General features: G+C 69.5%; 17 protein-coding genes. 7 read left to right on the plus strand and 10 right to left on the minus strand.

Translation table 11 applies throughout. The features are described from left to right. Nucleotides 1-42: 42 nt before the first annotated feature. From AB0I15_RS02945 to AB0I15_RS02960, 4 genes are read right to left on the minus strand one after another with little or no spacing between them, the layout of a single operon-like run. Nucleotides 43-1,092 carry an ABC transporter ATP-binding protein gene (locus AB0I15_RS02945; protein WP_358089162.1) on the minus strand — a complete coding sequence of 350 codons (1,050 nt, stop codon included), beginning with the start codon at nucleotides 1,090-1,092 and terminating at the stop codon, nucleotides 43-45. Further along, a complete protein-coding gene (locus AB0I15_RS02950; RefSeq protein WP_358089165.1) occupies nucleotides 1,079-1,858 on the minus strand; it encodes an ABC transporter permease in 780 nt (259 codons plus the stop codon). Before AB0I15_RS02950 ends, AB0I15_RS02945 begins: the two co-directional genes overlap by 14 nt. Then, complete coding sequence (locus AB0I15_RS02955; protein WP_358089168.1) at nucleotides 1,851-2,690, minus strand: ABC transporter permease; 840 nt, start codon at nucleotides 2,688-2,690, stop codon at nucleotides 1,851-1,853. The genes AB0I15_RS02950 and AB0I15_RS02955 overlap by 8 nt, the downstream gene beginning before the upstream one ends. A 38-nt stretch (nucleotides 2,691-2,728) precedes the next feature. After that, a complete protein-coding gene (locus AB0I15_RS02960) occupies nucleotides 2,729-3,847 on the minus strand; it encodes a spermidine/putrescine ABC transporter substrate-binding protein (RefSeq protein ID WP_358089171.1) in 1,119 nt (372 codons plus the stop codon). A 232-nt stretch (nucleotides 3,848-4,079) separates the two neighbouring features. Here AB0I15_RS02960 and AB0I15_RS02965 point away from each other — a divergent pair, with 232 nt between their 5' ends. Further along, nucleotides 4,080-5,171, plus strand: coding sequence for a hypothetical protein (locus AB0I15_RS02965; protein WP_358089174.1), 1,092 nt, complete (start codon nucleotides 4,080-4,082; stop codon nucleotides 5,169-5,171). Continuing rightward, entirely contained in the window at nucleotides 5,168-6,127 is a 960-nt protein-coding gene (locus AB0I15_RS02970; RefSeq protein ID WP_358089177.1) for an SIS domain-containing protein, read from the plus strand. Before AB0I15_RS02965 ends, AB0I15_RS02970 begins: the two co-directional genes overlap by 4 nt. A gap of 3 nt (nucleotides 6,128-6,130) precedes the next feature. On the opposite strand, the gene AB0I15_RS02975 is transcribed toward AB0I15_RS02970, so the two are convergent. The 4 genes from AB0I15_RS02975 to AB0I15_RS02990 form a co-directional block, all read right to left on the minus strand. Continuing rightward, nucleotides 6,131-6,697: an ATP/GTP-binding protein gene (locus AB0I15_RS02975; protein WP_358089180.1), complete on the minus strand. Its 567-nt coding sequence runs from the start codon at nucleotides 6,695-6,697 to the stop codon at nucleotides 6,131-6,133. Then, nucleotides 6,678-6,992 carry a DUF742 domain-containing protein gene (locus AB0I15_RS02980; protein ID WP_358089837.1) on the minus strand — a complete coding sequence of 105 codons (315 nt, stop codon included), beginning with the start codon at nucleotides 6,990-6,992 and terminating at the stop codon, nucleotides 6,678-6,680. Before AB0I15_RS02980 ends, AB0I15_RS02975 begins: the two co-directional genes overlap by 20 nt. A gap of 66 nt (nucleotides 6,993-7,058) precedes the next feature. After that, nucleotides 7,059-7,481 (minus strand): roadblock/LC7 domain-containing protein, encoded by a 423-nt coding sequence (locus AB0I15_RS02985; protein ID WP_358089184.1) that lies wholly within the window; start codon nucleotides 7,479-7,481, stop codon nucleotides 7,059-7,061. Next, a complete protein-coding gene (locus tag AB0I15_RS02990) occupies nucleotides 7,478-10,096 on the minus strand; it encodes a nitrate- and nitrite sensing domain-containing protein (protein ID WP_358089187.1) in 2,619 nt (872 codons plus the stop codon). Before AB0I15_RS02990 ends, AB0I15_RS02985 begins: the two co-directional genes overlap by 4 nt. A 323-nt stretch (nucleotides 10,097-10,419) precedes the next feature. Here AB0I15_RS02990 and AB0I15_RS02995 point away from each other — a divergent pair, with 323 nt between their 5' ends. The 5 genes from AB0I15_RS02995 to betA are packed head-to-tail and all read left to right on the plus strand — an operon-like array spanning nucleotide 10,420 to nucleotide 16,990. Beyond that, complete coding sequence (locus AB0I15_RS02995; RefSeq protein WP_358089840.1) at nucleotides 10,420-11,490, plus strand: glycine betaine/L-proline ABC transporter ATP-binding protein; 1,071 nt, start codon at nucleotides 10,420-10,422, stop codon at nucleotides 11,488-11,490. Beyond that, nucleotides 11,487-13,400: an ABC transporter permease subunit gene (locus AB0I15_RS03000; protein ID WP_358089190.1), complete on the plus strand. Its 1,914-nt coding sequence runs from the start codon at nucleotides 11,487-11,489 to the stop codon at nucleotides 13,398-13,400. The genes AB0I15_RS02995 and AB0I15_RS03000 overlap by 4 nt, the downstream gene beginning before the upstream one ends. Next, the gene (locus AB0I15_RS03005) at nucleotides 13,397-14,371 is read left to right on the plus strand and encodes an ABC transporter substrate-binding protein (protein ID WP_358089193.1); all 975 of its coding nucleotides are present in this window, start codon (nucleotides 13,397-13,399) and stop codon (nucleotides 14,369-14,371) included. The genes AB0I15_RS03000 and AB0I15_RS03005 overlap by 4 nt, the downstream gene beginning before the upstream one ends. Before the next feature lie 58 nt (nucleotides 14,372-14,429). Next, entirely contained in the window at nucleotides 14,430-15,365 is a 936-nt protein-coding gene (locus AB0I15_RS03010; RefSeq protein WP_358089196.1) for an ABC transporter substrate-binding protein, read from the plus strand. After that, entirely contained in the window at nucleotides 15,362-16,990 is a 1,629-nt protein-coding gene (gene betA / locus AB0I15_RS03015) for a choline dehydrogenase (protein WP_358089199.1), read from the plus strand. Before AB0I15_RS03010 ends, betA begins: the two co-directional genes overlap by 4 nt. On the opposite strand, the gene AB0I15_RS03020 is transcribed toward betA, so the two are convergent. Both AB0I15_RS03020 and AB0I15_RS03025 read right to left on the minus strand, forming a co-directional pair. Beyond that, entirely contained in the window at nucleotides 16,972-17,775 is an 804-nt protein-coding gene (locus AB0I15_RS03020) for an ABC transporter permease (RefSeq protein WP_358089202.1), read from the minus strand. The genes betA and AB0I15_RS03020 overlap by 19 nt on opposite strands. After that, nucleotides 17,772-18,710 carry an ATP-binding cassette domain-containing protein gene (locus tag AB0I15_RS03025; protein WP_358089205.1) on the minus strand — a complete coding sequence of 313 codons (939 nt, stop codon included), beginning with the start codon at nucleotides 18,708-18,710 and terminating at the stop codon, nucleotides 17,772-17,774. Before AB0I15_RS03025 ends, AB0I15_RS03020 begins: the two co-directional genes overlap by 4 nt. Nucleotides 18,711-18,726 lie beyond the last annotated feature (16 nt).

Genomic DNA, 18,726 nt, shown 5'->3' on the forward strand with positions numbered 1-18,726 from the left:
CCTGGCCCACGGATCGCCCGCCGGCAGGGGTGACGGCCTCGCTCACTGGTCGACCGCCATGATGACGGCGTCCTGGGCGTTCCAGCGCACCTTGACCTTGGCGCCCGCCTGGACCGCGCTGGCCCCCTGCACCGCCACGAGGACCGGCTTGACGCGGCCTGGGACGTCCACGGAGATGTGCGACACACCCCCGTAGAAGCTGACGTCCAGGACGCTCCCCGCCAGCCCCCTGGCGGCGTCCTGGTCCGCCAGGGCGAGCTTCTCGGGCCGCACGGCCAGCAGCGCCTTGGCACCCGCCGCCAGCTCGCTCAGCGGGGTGCCCGGCAGCATGCCGAACTCCTCGCTCCTGATCCCGTCGAGGCCGACGGCCGTGCCCTCGAACAGGTTGTTGGCCCCGACGAAGTCGGCCACGAACGGGGAGCACGGCCGCTCGTACAGCGCGACCGGCGCGTCCACCTGGCGCACGGTGCCGCGGTCGAAGACGGCGATCCGGTCGGCCAGCGACATGGCCTCCTCCTGGTCGTGCGTGACGACCACGAAGGTGATGCCCACGTCGTGCTGCAGCCGCTTGAGCTCGAGCTGCATGTCGGCGCGGACCTTCTTGTCCAGGGCCGACAGCGGCTCGTCCAGCAGCAGCAGCCGGGGCCGCTTGACGATGGAACGAGCCAACGCGACCCGCTGGCGCTGCCCGCCGGAGAGCTGGGCGGGCCTGCGCGAGGCGTGCGCCGACAGGCCGACCGTCTCCAGCACCTCGCCGACGCGCTGCCTGACCTCCTGGCGGGGCAGCCGCTCGCGCTCCAGCCCGTAGGCCACGTTCTTGGCCACGGTCATGTGCGGGAACAGCGCGTACGACTGGAACATGAGGCTGATCGGCCGCCGGTTCGGCTGCCGGGACAGCAGGTCGTCGCCGTCGAGCGTGACCGCGCCCGCGTCGGGCGTCTCGAAGCCGGCGATGATGCGCAGCAGCGTGGTCTTGCCGCAGCCGGACGGGCCCAGCAGGGCGAAGAACTCGCCCTGGCCGATCTCCAGAGAGACGTCGTCGAGCGCGACGACGTCCCCGAACCTGCGGGAGATCCCGTCAATCTTGAGCACGTGACTCCCCGATCTTGGTCAGGCGCTGCCCGGCGATCACCGCCGTGAAGCTCACGAGGAGCAGGATCGCGGCCAGCGCGTTGATCTTCGGGGTCACCCCGAAACGAATCATTGAGTAGATGACGATCGGCAGCGTCGGCTCGGCGTTGCCGATGGTGAAGAAGGCGATCACGAACTCGTCCAGCGACAGCGTGAACGCCAGCAGCGCGCCCGCGACGATGCCGGGCATGAGCTGCGGCAGCGTGATCCGCATGAACGTCGCCACCGGACCGGCGCCCAGGTCGCGCGAGGCCTCCTCCAGCGAGGTGTCGGCGCCCGACAGCCGGGTGCGCACCACCGCCGCGACGAACGCCATCGCGAACACGCCATGGGCCAGCACCACCGAGTAGAGGCCGAGCGTGAGCTGGATCAGGCCGAAGAAGACCAGCAGCCCGATGGCCAGCACCAGGTCGGGCAGCACGGCGGGCATCAGCGAGACCGCGTCGAGGACCTTGGAGCGGGTGTGGCGGGCCAGGCCGACGGCCAGCAGCGTGCCGAGCACGGTGGCGATCACCGTCGAGCCGGCGGCCACGATCAGCGTGTTCACCGCGCCGTCCCTGACCCGCTCGTCCGCGGCCAGCTCGCCGTACCACTTGAGGCTGAAGCCCTCGTAGGTGTACGCCGAGTCGCCGGAGTTGAACGACATGACGACGAGCACGACGATCGGCAGGTACAGGAAGACGTACGTGGCCCAGAAGGGGACGTACAGGAGTTTCGACCTACGCACGGCGCGCCACCCAGGACTGGGCGATGAGCAGCACGATCAGCACCGCGATGAGGGCCAGCGCCAGCGTGGAGCCGAACGGCCAGTCGCGGGCCGACAGGAACTGCTGCCGGATCAGGTTGCCCACCATGATCGACTTACTGCCGCCCAGCATCTCGGGGATGACGAAGTTGCCGAAGCTCGGCACGAACACGAACAGGCTCCCCGTCAGCACTCCCGGCACCGTGAGCGGCAGCGTGACCTTGCGGAACGTGGTGAACGCCGAGGCCCCCAGGTTCGCCGATGCCTCCCTGAGCTGCGGGTCGAGCTTCTCGATCGTGGCGAACAACGGCAGCACCATCAACGGCAGGTACGAGTACAGCAGCCCCGCCACGATCGCGCCCTCGTTGTAGAGCAGTTCGAGCGGCCCGAGGCCGAACACCTTGAGCCCGCTGTTGAGCAGCCCCGGGCCGTTCAGCAGGATGATCCAGGCGTAGACCCGGATGATGAAGTTCGTCCAGAACGGCAGCACGATGGCGACCAGCGCGACGGTCTTCCACTTACGCGGCAGCCGGGCGATCAGATAGGCCGTCGGATAGCCGACCAGCAGCGCCAGCAGCGTCGTCAGCGCGGCGATCTTCAGCGAGTTGACGACCACGCCCAGGTAGAGCGGGTCGATCAGGCGGGCGAAGTTCTCCGTCGTGAACTCGTAGACCACACCGCCGAAGCGCCCCCGCTGGAACACCGTGTTGCTCATGACCAGCGCCAGCGGCACCAGCAGCAGCACGAGCAGATATGTCAGCCCGGGGGACAGGAACACGAACGCGCCCAGCCGGCGCCCCCGATTGCGGGACACCGGCCGGGCCTTGACCTCTGACTTCACTACAACGACAACTACTTCGCCTGGATGTCGGCCGACAGACGCGTGTACTTCGTGGACGCCTGGCCCAGGTCGATCAGCGACTCACCGGCGAGCAGCTCGGCGGGCTTGATGTCGAGCAGCGAGCCCTTGGCGACCTTCACCTGCTCCATGGCCGCCTTGTTGGGGACCTTGTAGTTGATGTTCGCGGCCGCCCAGCTGTGGATCGCGGGGTCGAGGATGTAGTTGATCAGGGCGTGCGCGGCCTCCTTGTTCTTGGAGGACTTCATGATCACCATGGTGTCCACCCAGAGGTCGCTGCCCTCCTTCGGCACCACGAACTTGATGTTGCCCTTCGGGTCCGTGGTCGGGCACCAGCCGTCCCACGCCTCGACCATGACGGCCTCGCCGCTCTTCAGGCGGTCGCCGAACGTGGTGTCGTCGAAGGTGAGCATGTGGGACTTGGCGGTCTCCAGCAGCTCCTTGGCCTTCGCGATCTCCTCGTCCTTGTCGGTGTTGACCGAGAAACCGAGCGACTTGAGGGCGGGCAGGGCCAGCCAGCGCTCGGTGGTCATCAGCGTGGTCTTCTTCTCGGCCCACGCCGGAGGCTTGAGGAGATCGTTCCAACTTGTCGGCGCGACCTTCGCGAGGTCGGACCGGTAGCAGATGCCGGTGGTGCCCCAGGTGTAGGGAACCGAGTACTTGTTGCCCTTGTCGTAGGAGAGCTGGGTGGCCTCCGGGTAGAGGTTGGCCAGGTTGGGGATCAGCTCGGGGTGGATCGGCTCCAGCAGGCCCTGGGCGTTGAGCGCCTGGGCGTACTGGCCGGAGACGAACGCCACGTCGATGCCGCTGTCACCGGGGGCGGTGAGCTTGGTCATCGCCTCTTCGTTGGTGGCGTGCAGCGCGACCTTCAGATCCTTGACCTTGAGCTTGTCCTTGACCTTCTGCGGGAGCTCCTTGGGCGTGTAGCCGTCCCAGACCGTGATCTGCAGGCTCTGCTGCGCCAGGTCCGCGTTGGGCTTGAGCTGGTCGGCCGTCACCGTCGTGCCATCTGAGCTGGACGACGACCCCCCGCCGCACGCCGCGACGGCAAGCGCGAGCCCGGCCGCCGCGACGGTGGCCGGAAGACGACGGGTGAACCGGGTACGGGACACGGCCGCTACTCCTTCTGAAGTTTGGGGTGTAAGAGGGGTCGCGCGACCTTACCGGACACAGCGGACCAGACCAGGAGTGTTGCAGCAGAAATCAACATGGGCAAGACTTTTGCTGACATTGCTACCAGGAAGTTTGGTCCTACTGTTGAATTGGGATTCAATTAGTCGTCGGCTGCTCTCTCTCGGTGAGAGGCCCCTCACCCCACGAGATCATGGACTCACGGCCGCGCTCATGGGGCTCTTGGAGGAGGAGCCTCCGCCGCCGTTCGCCGTACGCCGCTTCCTCCCACTGCCCAGCCTCTCGTACGGCCTTGGAGATCTCCACACTGGGGCCCCAGGTGAGCGCGATTTCGGCTCCCACGTGGACCAGACGAACTACTCGGTGGTGGTGGCCGAGCGGGTCGTCGTCAAGTGGATCACCCCTCCCGCGCCCCTCCCGCACCCCACTCCGGACGTCTTCGCTCACCTCGTTGAGGCGGGCTTCAACGACACAGCCCCTCCTTACGCGGCTCTGACAGCCGTGTTGGACGGACGCCCGCATCTTCTGGCCCTGGTGACGGGTTATCTTCCTGAGGCACGGGACGGCTGGGAGTGGTGTGTGGACGAGGCGCAAGCAGGCACGACGGACTTCGCGCGCGAGCTCGGCCGCCTCGCCGCCGACCTCCACCTGGCCCTCTCGACCCTGCCCGGCCCGACGCGGGCGGAGACCGGCACGGGAGGCAGCACGGGAGGCAGCACGGGAGGCAGCACGGACGGCAGTGCGGCGGGGAGGGCGGAGGCCGCTCTCGCCGAGGCGCTGGAGCTGACCGGCGGCGCGGACGGTGCGTGGCTGGCCGGGCGCGCCGCCACGCTCCGGCGGGATTTGCGCGCCCTGGACGCCCCGATCGCCACCCCGCGCATCAGGATCCACGGCGACCTGCACGTGGGCCAGATCCTGCGCTGGCGGGACGGCTACGCGGTGATCGACTTCGACGGCAACCCCACGGTCGCCGACGCGGACCCGTACCAGCCGGCGGCCAGGGACGTGGCCCAGTTGACCACCAGCCTCGAGCACGTCGCCCAGGTGGCGATCAAGAGGAGAGGCACCGCACCCGGCCGGGCGGCCCACTGGGCGGCCGAGGCCCGCGCCACCCTGCTCGCCGTCTACAAGGCCCGCCTGGCGGAGAAGGACGGTTCGGCGCTGCTGGACGAGAGCCTGATCCGCCCGTTCGAGGTGGAGCAGGAGTGTCGTGAGCTGATCTACGCCGCCCGCCACCTGCCCCGCTGGCGGTACGCCCCCATGGGCGTTCTGCGCACCTGGTACCACGAGGAGAACAACGCGTGAATTCCGAGCTCTTTCTGTCCGACCTGGAGGCCAAGCCGCAGGCCCTGGCGAACCTGGCCGGGGCGCTGCGGGCGGAGGACCCGTTCGAGCCGCTCCCCCGGGACATCGACAAGGTCCTCTTCCTGGGCATGGGCAGCTCCCGGTACGCCGCCGGCGTCGCCGCCCTGCGCCTGCGCGCCGCGGGGGTGAACGCCCACGCCGAGTACGCCAGCGCGGCGGCGAGCTACCCGGCCGCCCCAGGCACGCTGGTGATCCCGATCTCGGCCACCGGCTCCAGCCGCGAGACGCTCGACGCCACGGCCCGCTACGCGGGCGGCCCGGCGTACCTGGCGGCGCTGACGAACCGGCTCGGATCGCCCCTCACCGAGGCCGCCGACCTGGTGGTCGACATGCGGGCGGGCGAGGAGCGCGGCGGGGTCTCCTGCCGCACGTTCCAGCACACCCTCGTCCTCCTCCTCGCCCTGGAGTCCCGGCTCACGGGCCGCGACCGGGACCTGCCCGCGCTGGTCGAGAAGGCCGCGCGGGCCACCGCCGACCTGCTGGACCGCAGGGACGAGTGGCTGCCCCTCACCATGGAGCTGCTCGACGGCCCGCACGGCGTCTACACGATCGCCCCGCCCGAGCGCCTGTCCTCGGCCGAGCAGTCGGCGCTGATGCTGCGCGAGGGCCCGCGCCGCCCGGCCGACGCCTGTGAGAGCGGCGACTGGTCGCACGTGGACGTCTATCTCACCAAGACCCTCGACTACCGCGCCCTGCTCTTCCCGGGTTCGCGCTACGACGCGCAGGCCATGGACTGGGTGCGCCGGCGCGACTCCATGGTGATCACCGTGGGCGGTGAGGTGAAGGACGCCACGGCCGCGATCCGCTACGCCCACGACGACGACCCCGAGGTCGCGCTGCTCACGGAGACGCTGGTGGCGGAGCTGGTGGCCGCGTACTGGTGGTCGGAGCAGTAGGGCTCAGTGCGCCCGGGCGGCCAGCGCGTGCTCGACGAGCGTGATCAAGGTGTTCTTGACCGCCTGGCGGGCCCGCGCGTCCGTACGGACGATCGGCACGTGCGGCGAGAGCGTGAGCGCCTCCCGCACCTCGTGCTCGACGTGCGGGAACTCGCCGTCCCAGCCGTTGAGCCCGATCACGAACGGAAGCCCGGAGTTCTCGAAGTAGTCCACCGCGGGAAAGCTGTCGGCCAGCCGCTGTGAGTCCACCAGCACCACGGCCCCGATGGCTCCGCGGACGAGGTCGTCCCACATGAACCAGAACCGGTGCTGCCCCGGCGTGCCGAACAGATAGAGGATCAGGTCCTCGTCGAGCGAGAGCCGCCCGAAGTCCATCGCCACGGTCGTGGTGGTCTTGCCCGGCGTGTGCGCCAGGTCGTCGATGCCCTCCGAGGCGTCCGTCATCACCGCTTCGGTGGTCAGCGGCATGATCTCGGACACGGCGCCCACGAACGTGGTCTTCCCCACGCCGAACCCACCCGCCACGACGATCTTCGTGGCGCTGAGCCGGCTAGAGCCTGCGAAGTCCACTCAGTACCCTTTCGAGCAGGCTCCTGTCGGGAAGGCCCGCTTCAAGCTGCGGCTGGTACACCCGTACCAGCCCGTCCGCCTCCATGTCGGCGATCAGCACCCGCGCCACCCCGAGGGGGACGCCGAGCAACGCGGAGATCTCCGCCACGGATCGCACCTGCCGGCACAGCTCACTGATCGCGCGGTATTCACGGGTGTAGGTCGCGCCGAGTTGCGCCGAGGTGGCTGAGGATACCAGTGCCTCCATGGCGAGTTGTGTACGCGGAGTGGTCCTCCCGCCGGTGACGGCGTACATCCGAACGAGCGAACTGCGCTCGGGCTCCGCCTCCCCGTTATGCCACGATGCCAACGTTCACTCCCATCACCACGGGCGCGCGGCGGACAGCTCCGCCCGCACGGCGGGCGTGAGCACCTGCCCCGCGCGCTCGACGAGGATCGTCATCTGGTAGGCCACCAAGCCCATGTCGCAGTCGGGCGCGGCCAGCACCGCCAGGCAGGAGCCATCGCTGATCGACATCACCAGCAGCAGACCGCGCTCCATCTCCACGAGGGTCTGGATCACGACCCCGCCCTCGAACACGCGCGCCGACCCTTGGGTGAGGCTCACCAGCCCCGCCGCGATGGCCGCCAACTGGTCGGCGCGATCCTGGGGAAAGCCCCGGGAGAAGGCCATGGGCAGGCCGTCAGCGGAGACGACCACCGCGTGCGCCACGCCGGGGACCTCTTCGACGAAGCGGCTGACCAGCCAGTTGACGTCTCTGGCGGCCTGACTCAGCTCCTTCACGAGTCCTCCTCGAGCTCGGCACGGCCCTTGCGCACACCCTGCTGGTAGCTGGCCAGCCTGGAACGCAGCCGATCGGGGGACGGCGGAGGAGCGGGAACGGGGGGCGGCTGCGGGTTTGCGGTGCCCGGTACCAGATTCGCTCTTGGCGTACGTTTCGGCAAGCCAGAGCTCGTGGTGCCGTTCTGCGCGGGCTCCGCGACCGCGCCGGCCGCCTGCCAGCCCTGGTCGGCCGGGGTGGCCCAGGAGGGCTCCGCCGGCTCGGCGAGGCCGGCGCGGTCGGCGGTCGGCGTGGGCTTGCTGAACCAGCCGCTCTCCTCGACGGAGGCGAAGATCGGCAGGAACTCGTCCTTGGCCGGCGCCGGCGCCGGGTAGGAGGCGGCCGGGGTGGCGAAGCTGGGATATGACGAGTCGGGCGGCGGCGTCTGCTCGACCGAATGAGTGTGCGGAGAGGAGAACCAGGACGACGGCTCGGGTGCGACGTCGAACGACGGGTGCCCGGAGAAGGGCGCCGCCGGCGACGGTGATCCCGAGAAAGGTGAGCCCGACAAGGGCGAACCCGACAGAGGCGACAGCCCCCGGCCGGACATCGGCGGGGGCCCGTAGGAGGGAGCCGTGCCGGTCTGCCGGGGCACCTGGATCCGGGGCGGCGCGGCGGACGGCACCGCCGTGAGCAGCACGGGCGGGATGAGCACCATGGCGGTCAGCCCGCCGGCGTCCTGCCGCCTGAGCTGCACCCTGATGCTGTGCCGCAGCGCCAGCCGGCCGACCACGAACAGCCCCATCCGCCGTGACACCGACACGTCCACCACCGGCGGGTTGGCCAGCCGCCAGTTCGCCTCGGTCAGCTCGTCCTGGCTCATGCCGATGCCGTGGTCGGCGACCGACATCATCAGGCCGCCGCCGTCGATGCGGCTGCTGGAGATGATGACCTTGGTGTCGCGCGAGGAGAACGACGCCGCGTTCTCGACCAGTTCGGCCATCAGGTGCACCACGTCGGTGACGGCCTGACCGGCGATGGCGACGTCCGACTCGACCTGGATGCCGACCCGGTCGTAGCTCTCGACCTCGCCCAGCGCCGCCCGCACGATGTCCATCAGCTCGACCGGCTCGCTCCACTTGCGCGCCGCCTCCTGCCCGGCCAGCACGAGGAGGTTCTCGCTGTTGCGCCGCATGCGGGTGGCCAGGTGGTCGAGCTTGAACAGGTCGCCGAGCCTGGCGTCGTCGCGCTCGCCGCGCTCCAGCTTCTCGATCAGCGTGAGCTGCCGCTCGACCAGCGTCTGGCTGCGCCTGGACAGGTTGACGAACATGGCGTTGACGTTGGAACGCAGCCGCGCCTCGTCGCCCGCCAGCCGGACGGCCTCGCGGTGCACCTCGTCGAAGGCTCGCGCGACCTCGCCGATCTCGTCCTTGGAGAAGATCCCGATGGGCGGCACCTCGGCCTTGACCGCGCCGTCGCGCGACTCCCGCAGGTGCTGGACGAACTCGGGCAGCCGCTTGCCCGCGATCTCCAGCGCCTCGCCGCGCAGGCGGCGCAGCGGCCGTACGAGCGATCTGGCCACCCCGGTGGTGATCAGCAGCACCGCCACGAGCAGCGCGAGCACGGCGCCGGCGGTCAGGAACGCCCTCTGCCGCTCGTCCGCGCTGAGCGCCTCGCTGCGCCGCACGATGCCCTCGGCCTGGCGCTCCTCCACCTCGCGCATGGAGTCGACGACCACGTTCGCCGCGTCGAACCACTCCCTGGCGTCGTCGGGCTTGGACTGGTCGAGGCCGCGCAGCGGCAGCCCCTTGGTCGCCCTGATCAGCACCAGCTCGCGCAGGAACAGCATGCGATCGGCGGACCTGCCGTTGACGGTCTCGTCGAAGAAGCGCCGCTCGGCGGCGGTGGCCTCGGCGGCGAAGCCCTTGCGCTCGCCGTCCTCGCGGGACTGCTCGCCGAGGAGACGCTTGAGCTGCTCCTGGTCGAACGCCCCCTCGACGAGGACGACGGTCACCAGCGCCTGCTGGTAGGAGACGCTCTCCTTGGCACGGGCCAGCCCGTCGAGCATGCGGGTCTGGCGGAACAGCTCGTCGTCGGAGCTGCCCTTGATGAGCTCGGTGTGCACGGACAGCAGGTCGTTGATCACGGTCGTGTAGAGCTCGACGGCCGGTCCGGGCAGCAGGTTGGCGTCCAGCGCCTGCTCACGCAGCGAGGACAGGTCGTCCAGGCGGTTCAGCAGGGCCTCGAGCTGGTCCGCGGTACGGCCGGTGGCCTCCTCCAGCAGCGGCCGGGCGATGCCGCGTACGCGTCTGGAGGACTCGTCCACCTCGTCCATCTGGGTCTGCACCTCGCCCAGCCCGGTCTGGGGCCGGTTGCGGGCGATGTACCAGGACATCGTGGCCCGCTCTGCCGAGACCCAGTGGGTGAGCCCCCCGACCTCCGCGGAGAGCCGGGCGAACTGGTTCGTCCGTGCGTAGTCCCCGGCCGCGGTCGTCGAGGCGAGCACCTGGATGCCGCCGAGCAGCACGGCGGCGGCCGTGGGAATCAGGATGACGGCGACGAGTCGCGCCCGGACACGCCAATTGCGCAGCCGCCAGTTGCTCTCGTTGGCCGGCCTGACGCCCAGCTCTGTACTCACCGAACGCACCTCGCCCGAATCGGCGTATATGAGGGGGCCTGTGCCCCTGGGAAATCAGCAAGTGCCGGTAATTGGAACACAGACCATGGGTGGTGGCCAAGCGAACATAACGCGACAAATGTTGGGTGGTGTGACTCCTGAGGATAGAACCTGGCGCTCCATCCCGGAAGGAGCGGAGCGGGAAATAAACCTTTAACGCAGTTGGTGTCCGCTAATGGGTGATTAGCGCGTTCCAAACGCGTAACGTGCTAGGCGCACCCAGGTCTCCGGAGGGTCACAGCGTTGAGATTCCCGCTATTCACCACATATGTTGAGCCACGTCAATCGAGGAGGCGAGTGTGGGAGATTCTCCCGACAGCGCGGCTATCACCGTTGCGGGCCTTTGGAAGATCTTCGGATCCAAGGCACAAAAAGTGCTGGACAGCGATGACAGACATCTCGATCCGGCCGCGCTCAGGGAGAAGACCGGCTGCACCGCCGCCGTGAGAGACGTGAGTTTCGAGGTCCGGCCCGGCGAGGTCTTCGTGGTGATGGGCCTTTCCGGCAGCGGCAAGTCCACCCTCGTACGCTGCCTCACCCGGCTCATCGAACCCAGCGCGGGCGAGATCAGCATCGGCGGCGAGGACATCGGCCAGGCCTCCCCCGCCAGGCTCCGCGAGATCCGCCGCCACCAGGTCAGCATGGTGTTCCAGCATTTCGGCCTGCTCCCGCACCGCAAGGTGATCGACAACGTGGCCTACGGGCTGGAGATCCAGGGCACCCCCAAGGCCGCCAGGCACGCGCGGGCGGCCGAGATCCTCTCGCTCGTCGGCCTCGACGGCCACGCCGACGCCTACCCCGACCAGCTCTCCGGCGGCATGCAGCAGCGCGTGGGCCTGGCCCGGGCACTGGCCGTGGAGCCGCAGGTGATGCTGTTCGACGAGCCGTTCAGCGCGCTCGACCCGCTGATCCGCCGCGACATGCAGGCCGAGGTGATCCGGCTGCACCGCGAGGTCGGCAAGACGATGCTGTTCATCACGCACGACCTGTCCGAGGCGCTCAAGCTCGGCGAGCGGATCGCGATCATGCGGGCCGGCTCGATCGTGCAGCTCGGCACCGCCGAGGAGCTGGTGGGCGCGCCGGCCGACGACTACGTGGCCGACTTCGTCCGCGACGTGCCCAGGAGTCACGTGCTGACCCTGCGCTGGATCTGCCGTCCCCCCGAGCAGGGCGAGCCGCTGGACGGGCCGGAGTTGCCGGTCACCACGCTCATCAAGGACGCCATCGGCGCCTCCTCCGCCTCCTCCCGCCCGATCAGGGTCGTGGACGGCGACGAGCTGGTGGGCGTCGTGGATCGGGTGGACCTGCTCGGCTTCCTGTCCGGCCAGGACACCGTGGTGAGGGCGGGGACATGAGCAGCACCGCCGTCAGCACACCCTCGGGGCTCAGGTTGCCAAGGTGGGTGGCTCCGGCGGGGGTGGTGGCGCTGTTCGCGGGGGCGTACCTGGTCTTCCGCGGCACGGGGACGCTGCCGCACAACACGGACGCGCCGCAGTTCCTCGCCGTCACCGACCTGCGCGAGTGGATCGACGACCACCGCAACGACAACCCGCTCTTCCTGTACTTCCTCAACTACATCCGCCTGTTCGTGGGCGGGCTCTACGACCTGTTCCAGGGCACTCTCTACGCGCTGGGCTGGCCCGGCATCACCGGCGTCCTGGGCGCGCTGGCCTGGCTGGCGGGCGGCTGGCGGATCGCGCTGCCGGCGGTCGCGGGCGTGAGCGCGTTCGGCTTCCTCGGGTTGTGGGAGTCGAGCGTGGACACGCTGGCCCTGGTCTCGGTGGCGGTGCTGCTGTCGCTGGTCATCGGGATCCCGCTGGGCATCTGGGCCGGGCTCTCCGGCCGGGCGAACCGCACGATCACGCCTGTCCTCGACGTCATGCAGATCATGCCGACGTTCGCGTACCTGGCTCCGCTCGCGCTGTTCTTCCACATCGGCGCGCCCGCCGGGGCCATCGCGACGATGATCTACGCGATCCCGCCCGCCATCCGCATCACCGCGCTCGCCATCTCGCAGGTCTCCCCCACCGCGGTCGAGGCGTCCACCTCGCTGGGCGCCACCGGGCGGCAGACGCTGTTCAAGGTCTACCTGCCGCTGGCCAGGTCCACGATGGCGCTGGCGATCAACCAGACGATCATGATGGCCCTGTCCATGGTCGTCATCGCCAACCTGATCTCCGCCCCCGGGCTCGGCAGCGACATCATCCGCGGCCTGTCGCGGGCGCAGGTCGGCATCATGCTGCCGGCCGGCATCGCCGTCGTGATCATGGCGGTGCTGCTCGACCGGATGACGATGGCCGTCGCCCGCCGCGACGCGCACGCCAAGCTCCGCCGCGCCGATCTCGTCGGGGCAGGCGCGCTGGCCGCGGCCGGGCTGGCGCTCATCCCGGTGCTGCCCCCGATCTGGCCGGAGAGCCTCACGATCAACCTCGTCGCCGAGGTGAACGACGCCGTCCGCTGGGCCGAGACCAACTGGTACGCGGTGACCACGTTCATCAAGGACCTGACCTCCCACGCCCTGCTCAACCCGCTGGAGTCGCTGCTCACCTCGGCTCCGTGGTGGCTGATCGCGCTCGCGGTGCTGGCCGTGGCCTGGCGGGTCAGCGGCGTTCGCCCGGCGGTGACCGCGCTGGTCTGCCTGCTGGCGATCGCGCTGCTCGGCGTCTGGGAGCACACCATGCAGACGCTGAGCACGGTCACCGTCGCGGTGCTGGTCACGCTGGCCATCGGCCTACTGCTGGGGGTGGCCGCGGCCCGCTCCCCGCGCTATTCGGCCATCCAGCGGCCGCTGCTGGACGCCGCGCAGACGATGCCCGCGTTCGTGTACCTGCTGCCCGCGCTGGCGCTGTTCGAGACCACCCGGTTCACCGCGATCTTCGCCTCCGTCATCTACGCCGTGCCGCCGGTGGTGCGCCTGGTCGAGGACGGCATCAAGGCCGTGCCCGCGACGGTCGTCGAGGCGGCGGTCTCGGCCGGCTCCACCCCGGGCCAGCTCCTGTGGAAGGTCCAGTTGCCCATGGCCAGGCGGGCGATCCTGCTGGCGGCCAACCAGGGCATCGTGATGACGCTGGCCATGGTGGTCGTCGGTGGTCTGGTCGGGGCGGGGGCCCTCGGCTATGACGTGGTCGCCGGATTCTCCCAGCGGACCGACTTCGGCATGGGCTTCGTGGCCGGCGTCGCGACCGTGCTCCTCGGAGTCATGCTCGACCGCATCACGCAGGGCGCCGACAGGCGCCCGTCCCCCCGAAAGAGGAAGCTCACATGAAGATTCGCCTGCTCGCAGGCCTCCTCGTCCTTGGACTCTCCGCCGTCGGCTGCGGCGGAGCCACGGTCGAGACCTCCCCCAGTGCCTCCGCTCCAGCGGCCGGGGCCAGCGCCACGGCCGAGGCCGGCGGGACCGTGAAGATCGCGATCAACCCCTGGGTCGGCTACGAGGCCAGCGCGAACGTCGTCGCGTACCTGCTGAAGAACGAGCTCAAGTACACCGTCGAGCTGCCCGAGATCAAGGAGCAGCTCGCCTGGGAGGGCTTCGAGACCGGCGACGTGGACGTCATCATCGAGAACTGGGGTCACCCCGACCTGAAGAAGCAGTTCATCGAGGAGAAGAAGACCGCGGTCGAGGCGGGCTCCACCGGCAACAAGGGCGTCATCGGCTGGTACATCCCCAAGTGGATGGCCGACGAGCACCCCGACATCACCGACTACAAGAACCTCAACAAGTACGCCGACCTGTTCAAGACCTCCGAGTCCGGCGGCAAGGGCCAGCTCCTGTTCGGCGACCCGTCCTACGTCAGCAACGAGGACGCCCTGATCAAGAACCTCAAGCTGAACTACAAGGTCGTCGTCGGCGGCAGCGAGGCGGCCCTGATCAAGAGCGCCCAGCAGGCGCAGGCCCAGAAGAAGCCGTTGCTGTTCTACTTCTGGGACCCGCACTGGCTGTTCAGCAAGACCGAGCTGGTCCGGGTCAACCTGCCCGCCTACACCGAGGGCTGCGACGCCGACCGCAAGAAGGTGGCCTGCGACTACCCCGAGATGGACCTCGACAAGATCGTGAGCAAGAAGTTCGCCGACACCGGCGGCAAGGCCTACGAGCTGGTCAAGAACTTCAACTGGACCAACGAGGACCAGAACGCCGTCTCCGATGACATGACCAACAACGGCATGTCCGGCGAGGAGGCGGCCAAGAAGTGGGTCGAGGCCAACACCGCCAAGTGGCAGGCCTGGATCCCCAAGTGACCCCGTCCTGAGCCGCGGCCCTCGCCATCGGCGGGGGTCACGGCCGGAGAGACCTCTCATGCGAACCAAGACGCTCGTCGGGCCGCTGGTCGCGGCCCTCCTCCTGGCCTCCTGCTCCAGCGGGGAGCCCGCCACCACGGCCAAGGCCAAGGGCACCGTCAACATCGACATCCACGCCTGGGTCGGCTACGAGGCGCAGGCCGCCGTGCTGGCGCACCTGCTGCAGTTCGAGCTGGGCTACAAGGTGAACAAGCGGGCCATCAAAGAGGACCAGTCCTGGAAGGAGTTCGAATCCGGCAAGGTCGATGTGATCGTCGAAAGCTGGGGTCACAACGACTTGAAGAAGGAGTTCATCGAGGAGAAGAAGGTGGCCCTCTCCGCCGGCCTCACGGGGAACAAGGGCGTCATCGGCTGGTACGTCCCCGAGTGGATGGCCAAGAAATACCCCGACATTACGGACTACCGAAACCTCAATAAGTACGCCAGCCTTTTCCGAACCGAGAAAACCGGAAATGCCGGGCAGGTTCTGGACGGCGATCCGACGTTCGTGACGAATGATGAGGCACTCGTCAAGAACCTCGGACTCAATTACAAGGTCATCTACTCGGGCAGCGAGGCCGCGCTCATCAAGGCCGCCCAGAACGCGACGAGAAATCGGACGCCGTTGCTCATGTATTTCTACGAGCCTCAATGGCTGTTCACCAAGGTCAAACTCGTCAAGGTGGCGCTGCCCCCCTACGCCGTGGGCTGCGACGACGACCCGGCCAAGGTGGCCTGCGACTACCCGCCGTACCTGCTGGACAAGATCGTGAGCAGGCGGTTCGCCGAGACGGGCGGGCCGGCGTACGAGCTGGTGCGCAACTTCAACTGGACCAACGACGACCAGAACGCCGTGGCCAGCGACATGATCAACGAGAGGATGACCGCCGAGCAGGCCGCCAAGCGGTGGGTGGAAGAGAACAAGATCGTGTGGAAGGACTGGATCCCCCGTTGAGGTTCGACTTCGTCATCGTGGGCGGCGGCTCCGCCGGCTGTGCCCTGGCCAACCGGCTGAGCGCCGACCCTTCGACGTCGGTGCTGGTGCTGGAGGCCGGGCGGCCGGACTACCTGTGGGACGTGTTCATCCACATGCCGGCCGCGCTGATGTTCCCGATCGGCAGCCGCTTCTACGACTGGAAGTACGAGTCCGAGCCGGAGCCGCACATGGGCGGGCGCCGGATCTACCACGCCAGGGGCAAGGTGCTGGGCGGCTCGAGCAGCATCAACGGCATGATCTTCCAGCGCGGCAACCCGCTCGACTACGAGCGCTGGGCGGCCGACCCCGGCATGAAGCAGTGGGACTACGCGCACTGCCTGCCCTACTTCAGGAAAATGGAGACCTGCCTGGCCGACCCGGGCACACCATTCCGTGGCGGCGAGGGCCCGCTGCGGCTGGAACGCGGCCCCGCCCGCGGCCCCCTCTTCGAGGCGTTCTTCGAGGCCGTCCAGCAGGCCGGCCATCCCCTGACCGACGACGTGAACGGCTACCGCCAGGAGGGGTTCGCCACCTTCGACCGCAACATCCACCGGGGCCGCCGCCTCAGCGCCGCCCGCGCGTACCTGCACCCGGTGCGCCACCGCCGCAACCTCACGGTCAGGACCCGCGCGTTCGTCGAACGCGTCCTCTTCGAGGGGACCAGGGCGGTCGGTGTCCTGTGCGACGGCGAGCGCGTCGAGGCGTCGGAGGTCATCCTGTGCGGCGGCGCCATCAACAGCCCCCAGTTGCTCCAGCTCTCGGGCGTGGGCCCGCGCGCGCTGCTGGAACCCCTGGGCATCGAGCTCGTCCAGGATCTGCCGGGCGTGGGCGAGAACCTCCAGGACCATCTGGAGGTCTACGTCCAGCACGCCTGCAGGCGGCCGGTCTCGCAGCAGCCCTCCCTGGCGATGTGGCGCAGGCCCTTCATCGGCGCCGACTGGCTCTTCCGCCGTCGCGGGCCCGGGGCCACGAACCACTTCGAGGCGGGCGGGTTCATCCGCTCGAACGACGACGTGGCGTACCCGAACCTGATGTTCCACTTCCTGCCGATCGCCGTGCGCTACGACGGCTCGGCGCCGGCGGGCGGCCACGGTTACCAGGTGCACATCGGCCCGATGTACTCCGACGCCCGCGGCTCGGTCCGCGTCGTCTCCACCGACGCGCACGCCAAGCCGGCCCTGCGCTTCAACTACCTGTCCACGGAGCAGGACCGCAGGGAGTGGGTGGAGGCGATCAGGCACGCCAGGGCCATCCTGTCCCAGCCCGCCTGGGCGGACCTGGACGGCGGCGAGCTGTCGCCCGGCCCCGACGTGCGGACGGACGAGGAGATCCTCGCCTGGGTGGCCAAGGACGGTGAGACCGCCCTGCACCCGTCGTGCACGTGCAAGATGGGCACCGACGCGATGGCGGTGGTGGACCCGGATACGATGCGCGTGCACGGCGTTGAGGGACTGCGGGTGGTGGACGCCTCGGCGATGCCGTACGTCACGAACGGCAACATCTACGCCCCGGTCATGATGCTCGCCGAGAAGTCCGCCGACCTGATCCTCGGCAACACCCCGCTGCCCGCCGAGGACGTGGAGTTCTACCGGTCCAAGCGCTGATAGAGGCGGACCGACAGGACGAAGAACACCACCGTGATCACCAGCGGCCACACCACGGCCATCAGCACCGCGTGCTGGGCCACCCACGAGTCCCCGCCCCACCCCTGGTTCCCGAACAGCTCCCTGGCCGCCGCCACCGTCGACGACAGCGGGTTCCACTCCGAGATCGCGCCCAGCCAGCCCGGCATCGTGCCGGGGGCGACGAAGGCGTTCGACAGGAAGCCGATCGGGAACTCCAGGGTCTGCACCGCCACCACCGCTCCGGGGTCCTTGGTGAGCAGGCCCAGGTACATGCCCGCCCAGAGCAGTGAGAAGCGCAGGAGCAGCAGCAGGGCGACCGCCCCCAGCGCGCCCTGGAGGGTGGCCGGGCGCCAGCCGACCGCCAGGCCGCAGGCCAGCAGTCCGGCCAGGACCAGGACCGAGTTGAGCAGGTCGGCGATGGCGCGGCCGATCAGGACCGCCGACGGCGCCATGGGCATCGAGCGGAACCGGTCCGTGACGCCTTTCGAGGCGTCCGTGGCGACGGCGATCATGGTGGCGCTGAGGCCGAAGAGCATGGTCATGCCGTACATGCCGGGCATGAGGAAGGTGAAGTAGTCCGCTCCGGCGGGCACCTCCACCGCGCCGCCGAACAGGTAGCCGAAGGCCAGGGTGATCATCACGGGGAAGACCACCCCGAACACCACGGTCATCGGCTGGTTCGCCCAGTGGATCAGGTCCCGGCGGGCGACCGTCCAGCCGTCCGCCAGCGCCCACGTCAGCCGGCTTCCTTCGAGGGTCGTCATCGGGCGCCGCCTCCAGCGTTGGTGAGGTTGAGGAAGACTTCGTCGAGCGTCGGGCGGCGCAGCGCGACGTCCTCGGCCTCGATCCCGGCCGCCGCGAGGGCCGCGAGCACCTCCGTCAGCGCCTGCACGCGCTCGCTCACGGGTGCGCTCACGTGCCGGGTGTCCCGGTCGACCTCCGCCGGCCCCGACGCCGCCCCGCCGACGATCCCGGCCGCCTCCGCGAGCCGTGCCGGGTCGTGGACGACCACGTCGAGCCGGTCGCCGCCGAGTTTGGCCTTGAGCGCGTCCGGCGTGCCCTCGGCCACCACTCGGCCGGCGTCGATGACCGAGATCCGGTCCGCGAGTTGGTCGGCCTCCTCCAGGTACTGCGTCGTCAGCAACACCGTCGTGCCGCCGGCCACCAGGTCGCGCACCGCCCGCCAGATCTCCGCCCGGCTGCGCGGATCGAGCCCGGTCGTCGGCTCGTCGAGGAACAGCACGGGCGGGGCCAGGATCATCCCGGCCGCCAGGTCGAGCCGGCGGCGCATGCCGCCCGAATACTCCTTGGCCGGCCCCTGGTGCTCGAGCCCGAACCGCTCCAGCAACTCCTCCGCCCTGGCCCGGGCCGCCGCCGCGCCGAGGTGGTAGAGGCGGCCGAACAGCTCCAGGTTCTGGCGCCCGGTCAGCACCTCGTCCACCGCCGTCTGCTGGCCGACCAGGCCGATGCTGCGGCGCACCTGGCGCGGCTGGGAGGTCACGTCGAAACCGGCCACCTCCGCGCGCCCGCCGGAGGGGCGCAGGAGGGTGGTCAGGATGCGGACGGCCGTGGTCTTGCCCGCGCCGTTGGGACCGAGCAGGCCGCAGACCGTGCCCCGGCCCACGTCCAGGTCGATGCCGTCCAGCGCCGCCTTGTCGCCGTAGGTCTTACGCAGGTCGCGCGCGAGTACCGCTGTCATGGCGCCCTCCCTCTCG

The organism is Nonomuraea sp. NPDC050643 (assembly GCF_040654715.1).
Classification (GTDB): domain Bacteria; phylum Actinomycetota; class Actinomycetes; order Streptosporangiales; family Streptosporangiaceae; genus Nonomuraea.

Coding starts and splice junctions, on each gene's coding strand:
- AB0I15_RS02965 (WP_358089174.1), top strand. CDS start 4,080: ATGGGGCTCTTGGAGGAGGAGCCTCCGCCGCCGTTCGCCGTACGCCGC.
- AB0I15_RS02980 (WP_358089837.1), bottom strand. CDS start 6,992: ATGTACGCCGTCACCGGCGGGAGGACCACTCCGCGTACACAACTCGCC.
- AB0I15_RS03000 (WP_358089190.1), top strand. CDS start 11,487: ATGAGCAGCACCGCCGTCAGCACACCCTCGGGGCTCAGGTTGCCAAGG.
- AB0I15_RS03005 (WP_358089193.1), top strand. CDS start 13,397: ATGAAGATTCGCCTGCTCGCAGGCCTCCTCGTCCTTGGACTCTCCGCC.
- AB0I15_RS03010 (WP_358089196.1), top strand. CDS start 14,430: ATGCGAACCAAGACGCTCGTCGGGCCGCTGGTCGCGGCCCTCCTCCTG.
- AB0I15_RS03020 (WP_358089202.1), bottom strand. CDS start 17,775: ATGACGACCCTCGAAGGAAGCCGGCTGACGTGGGCGCTGGCGGACGGC.
- AB0I15_RS03025 (WP_358089205.1), bottom strand. CDS start 18,710: ATGACAGCGGTACTCGCGCGCGACCTGCGTAAGACCTACGGCGACAAG.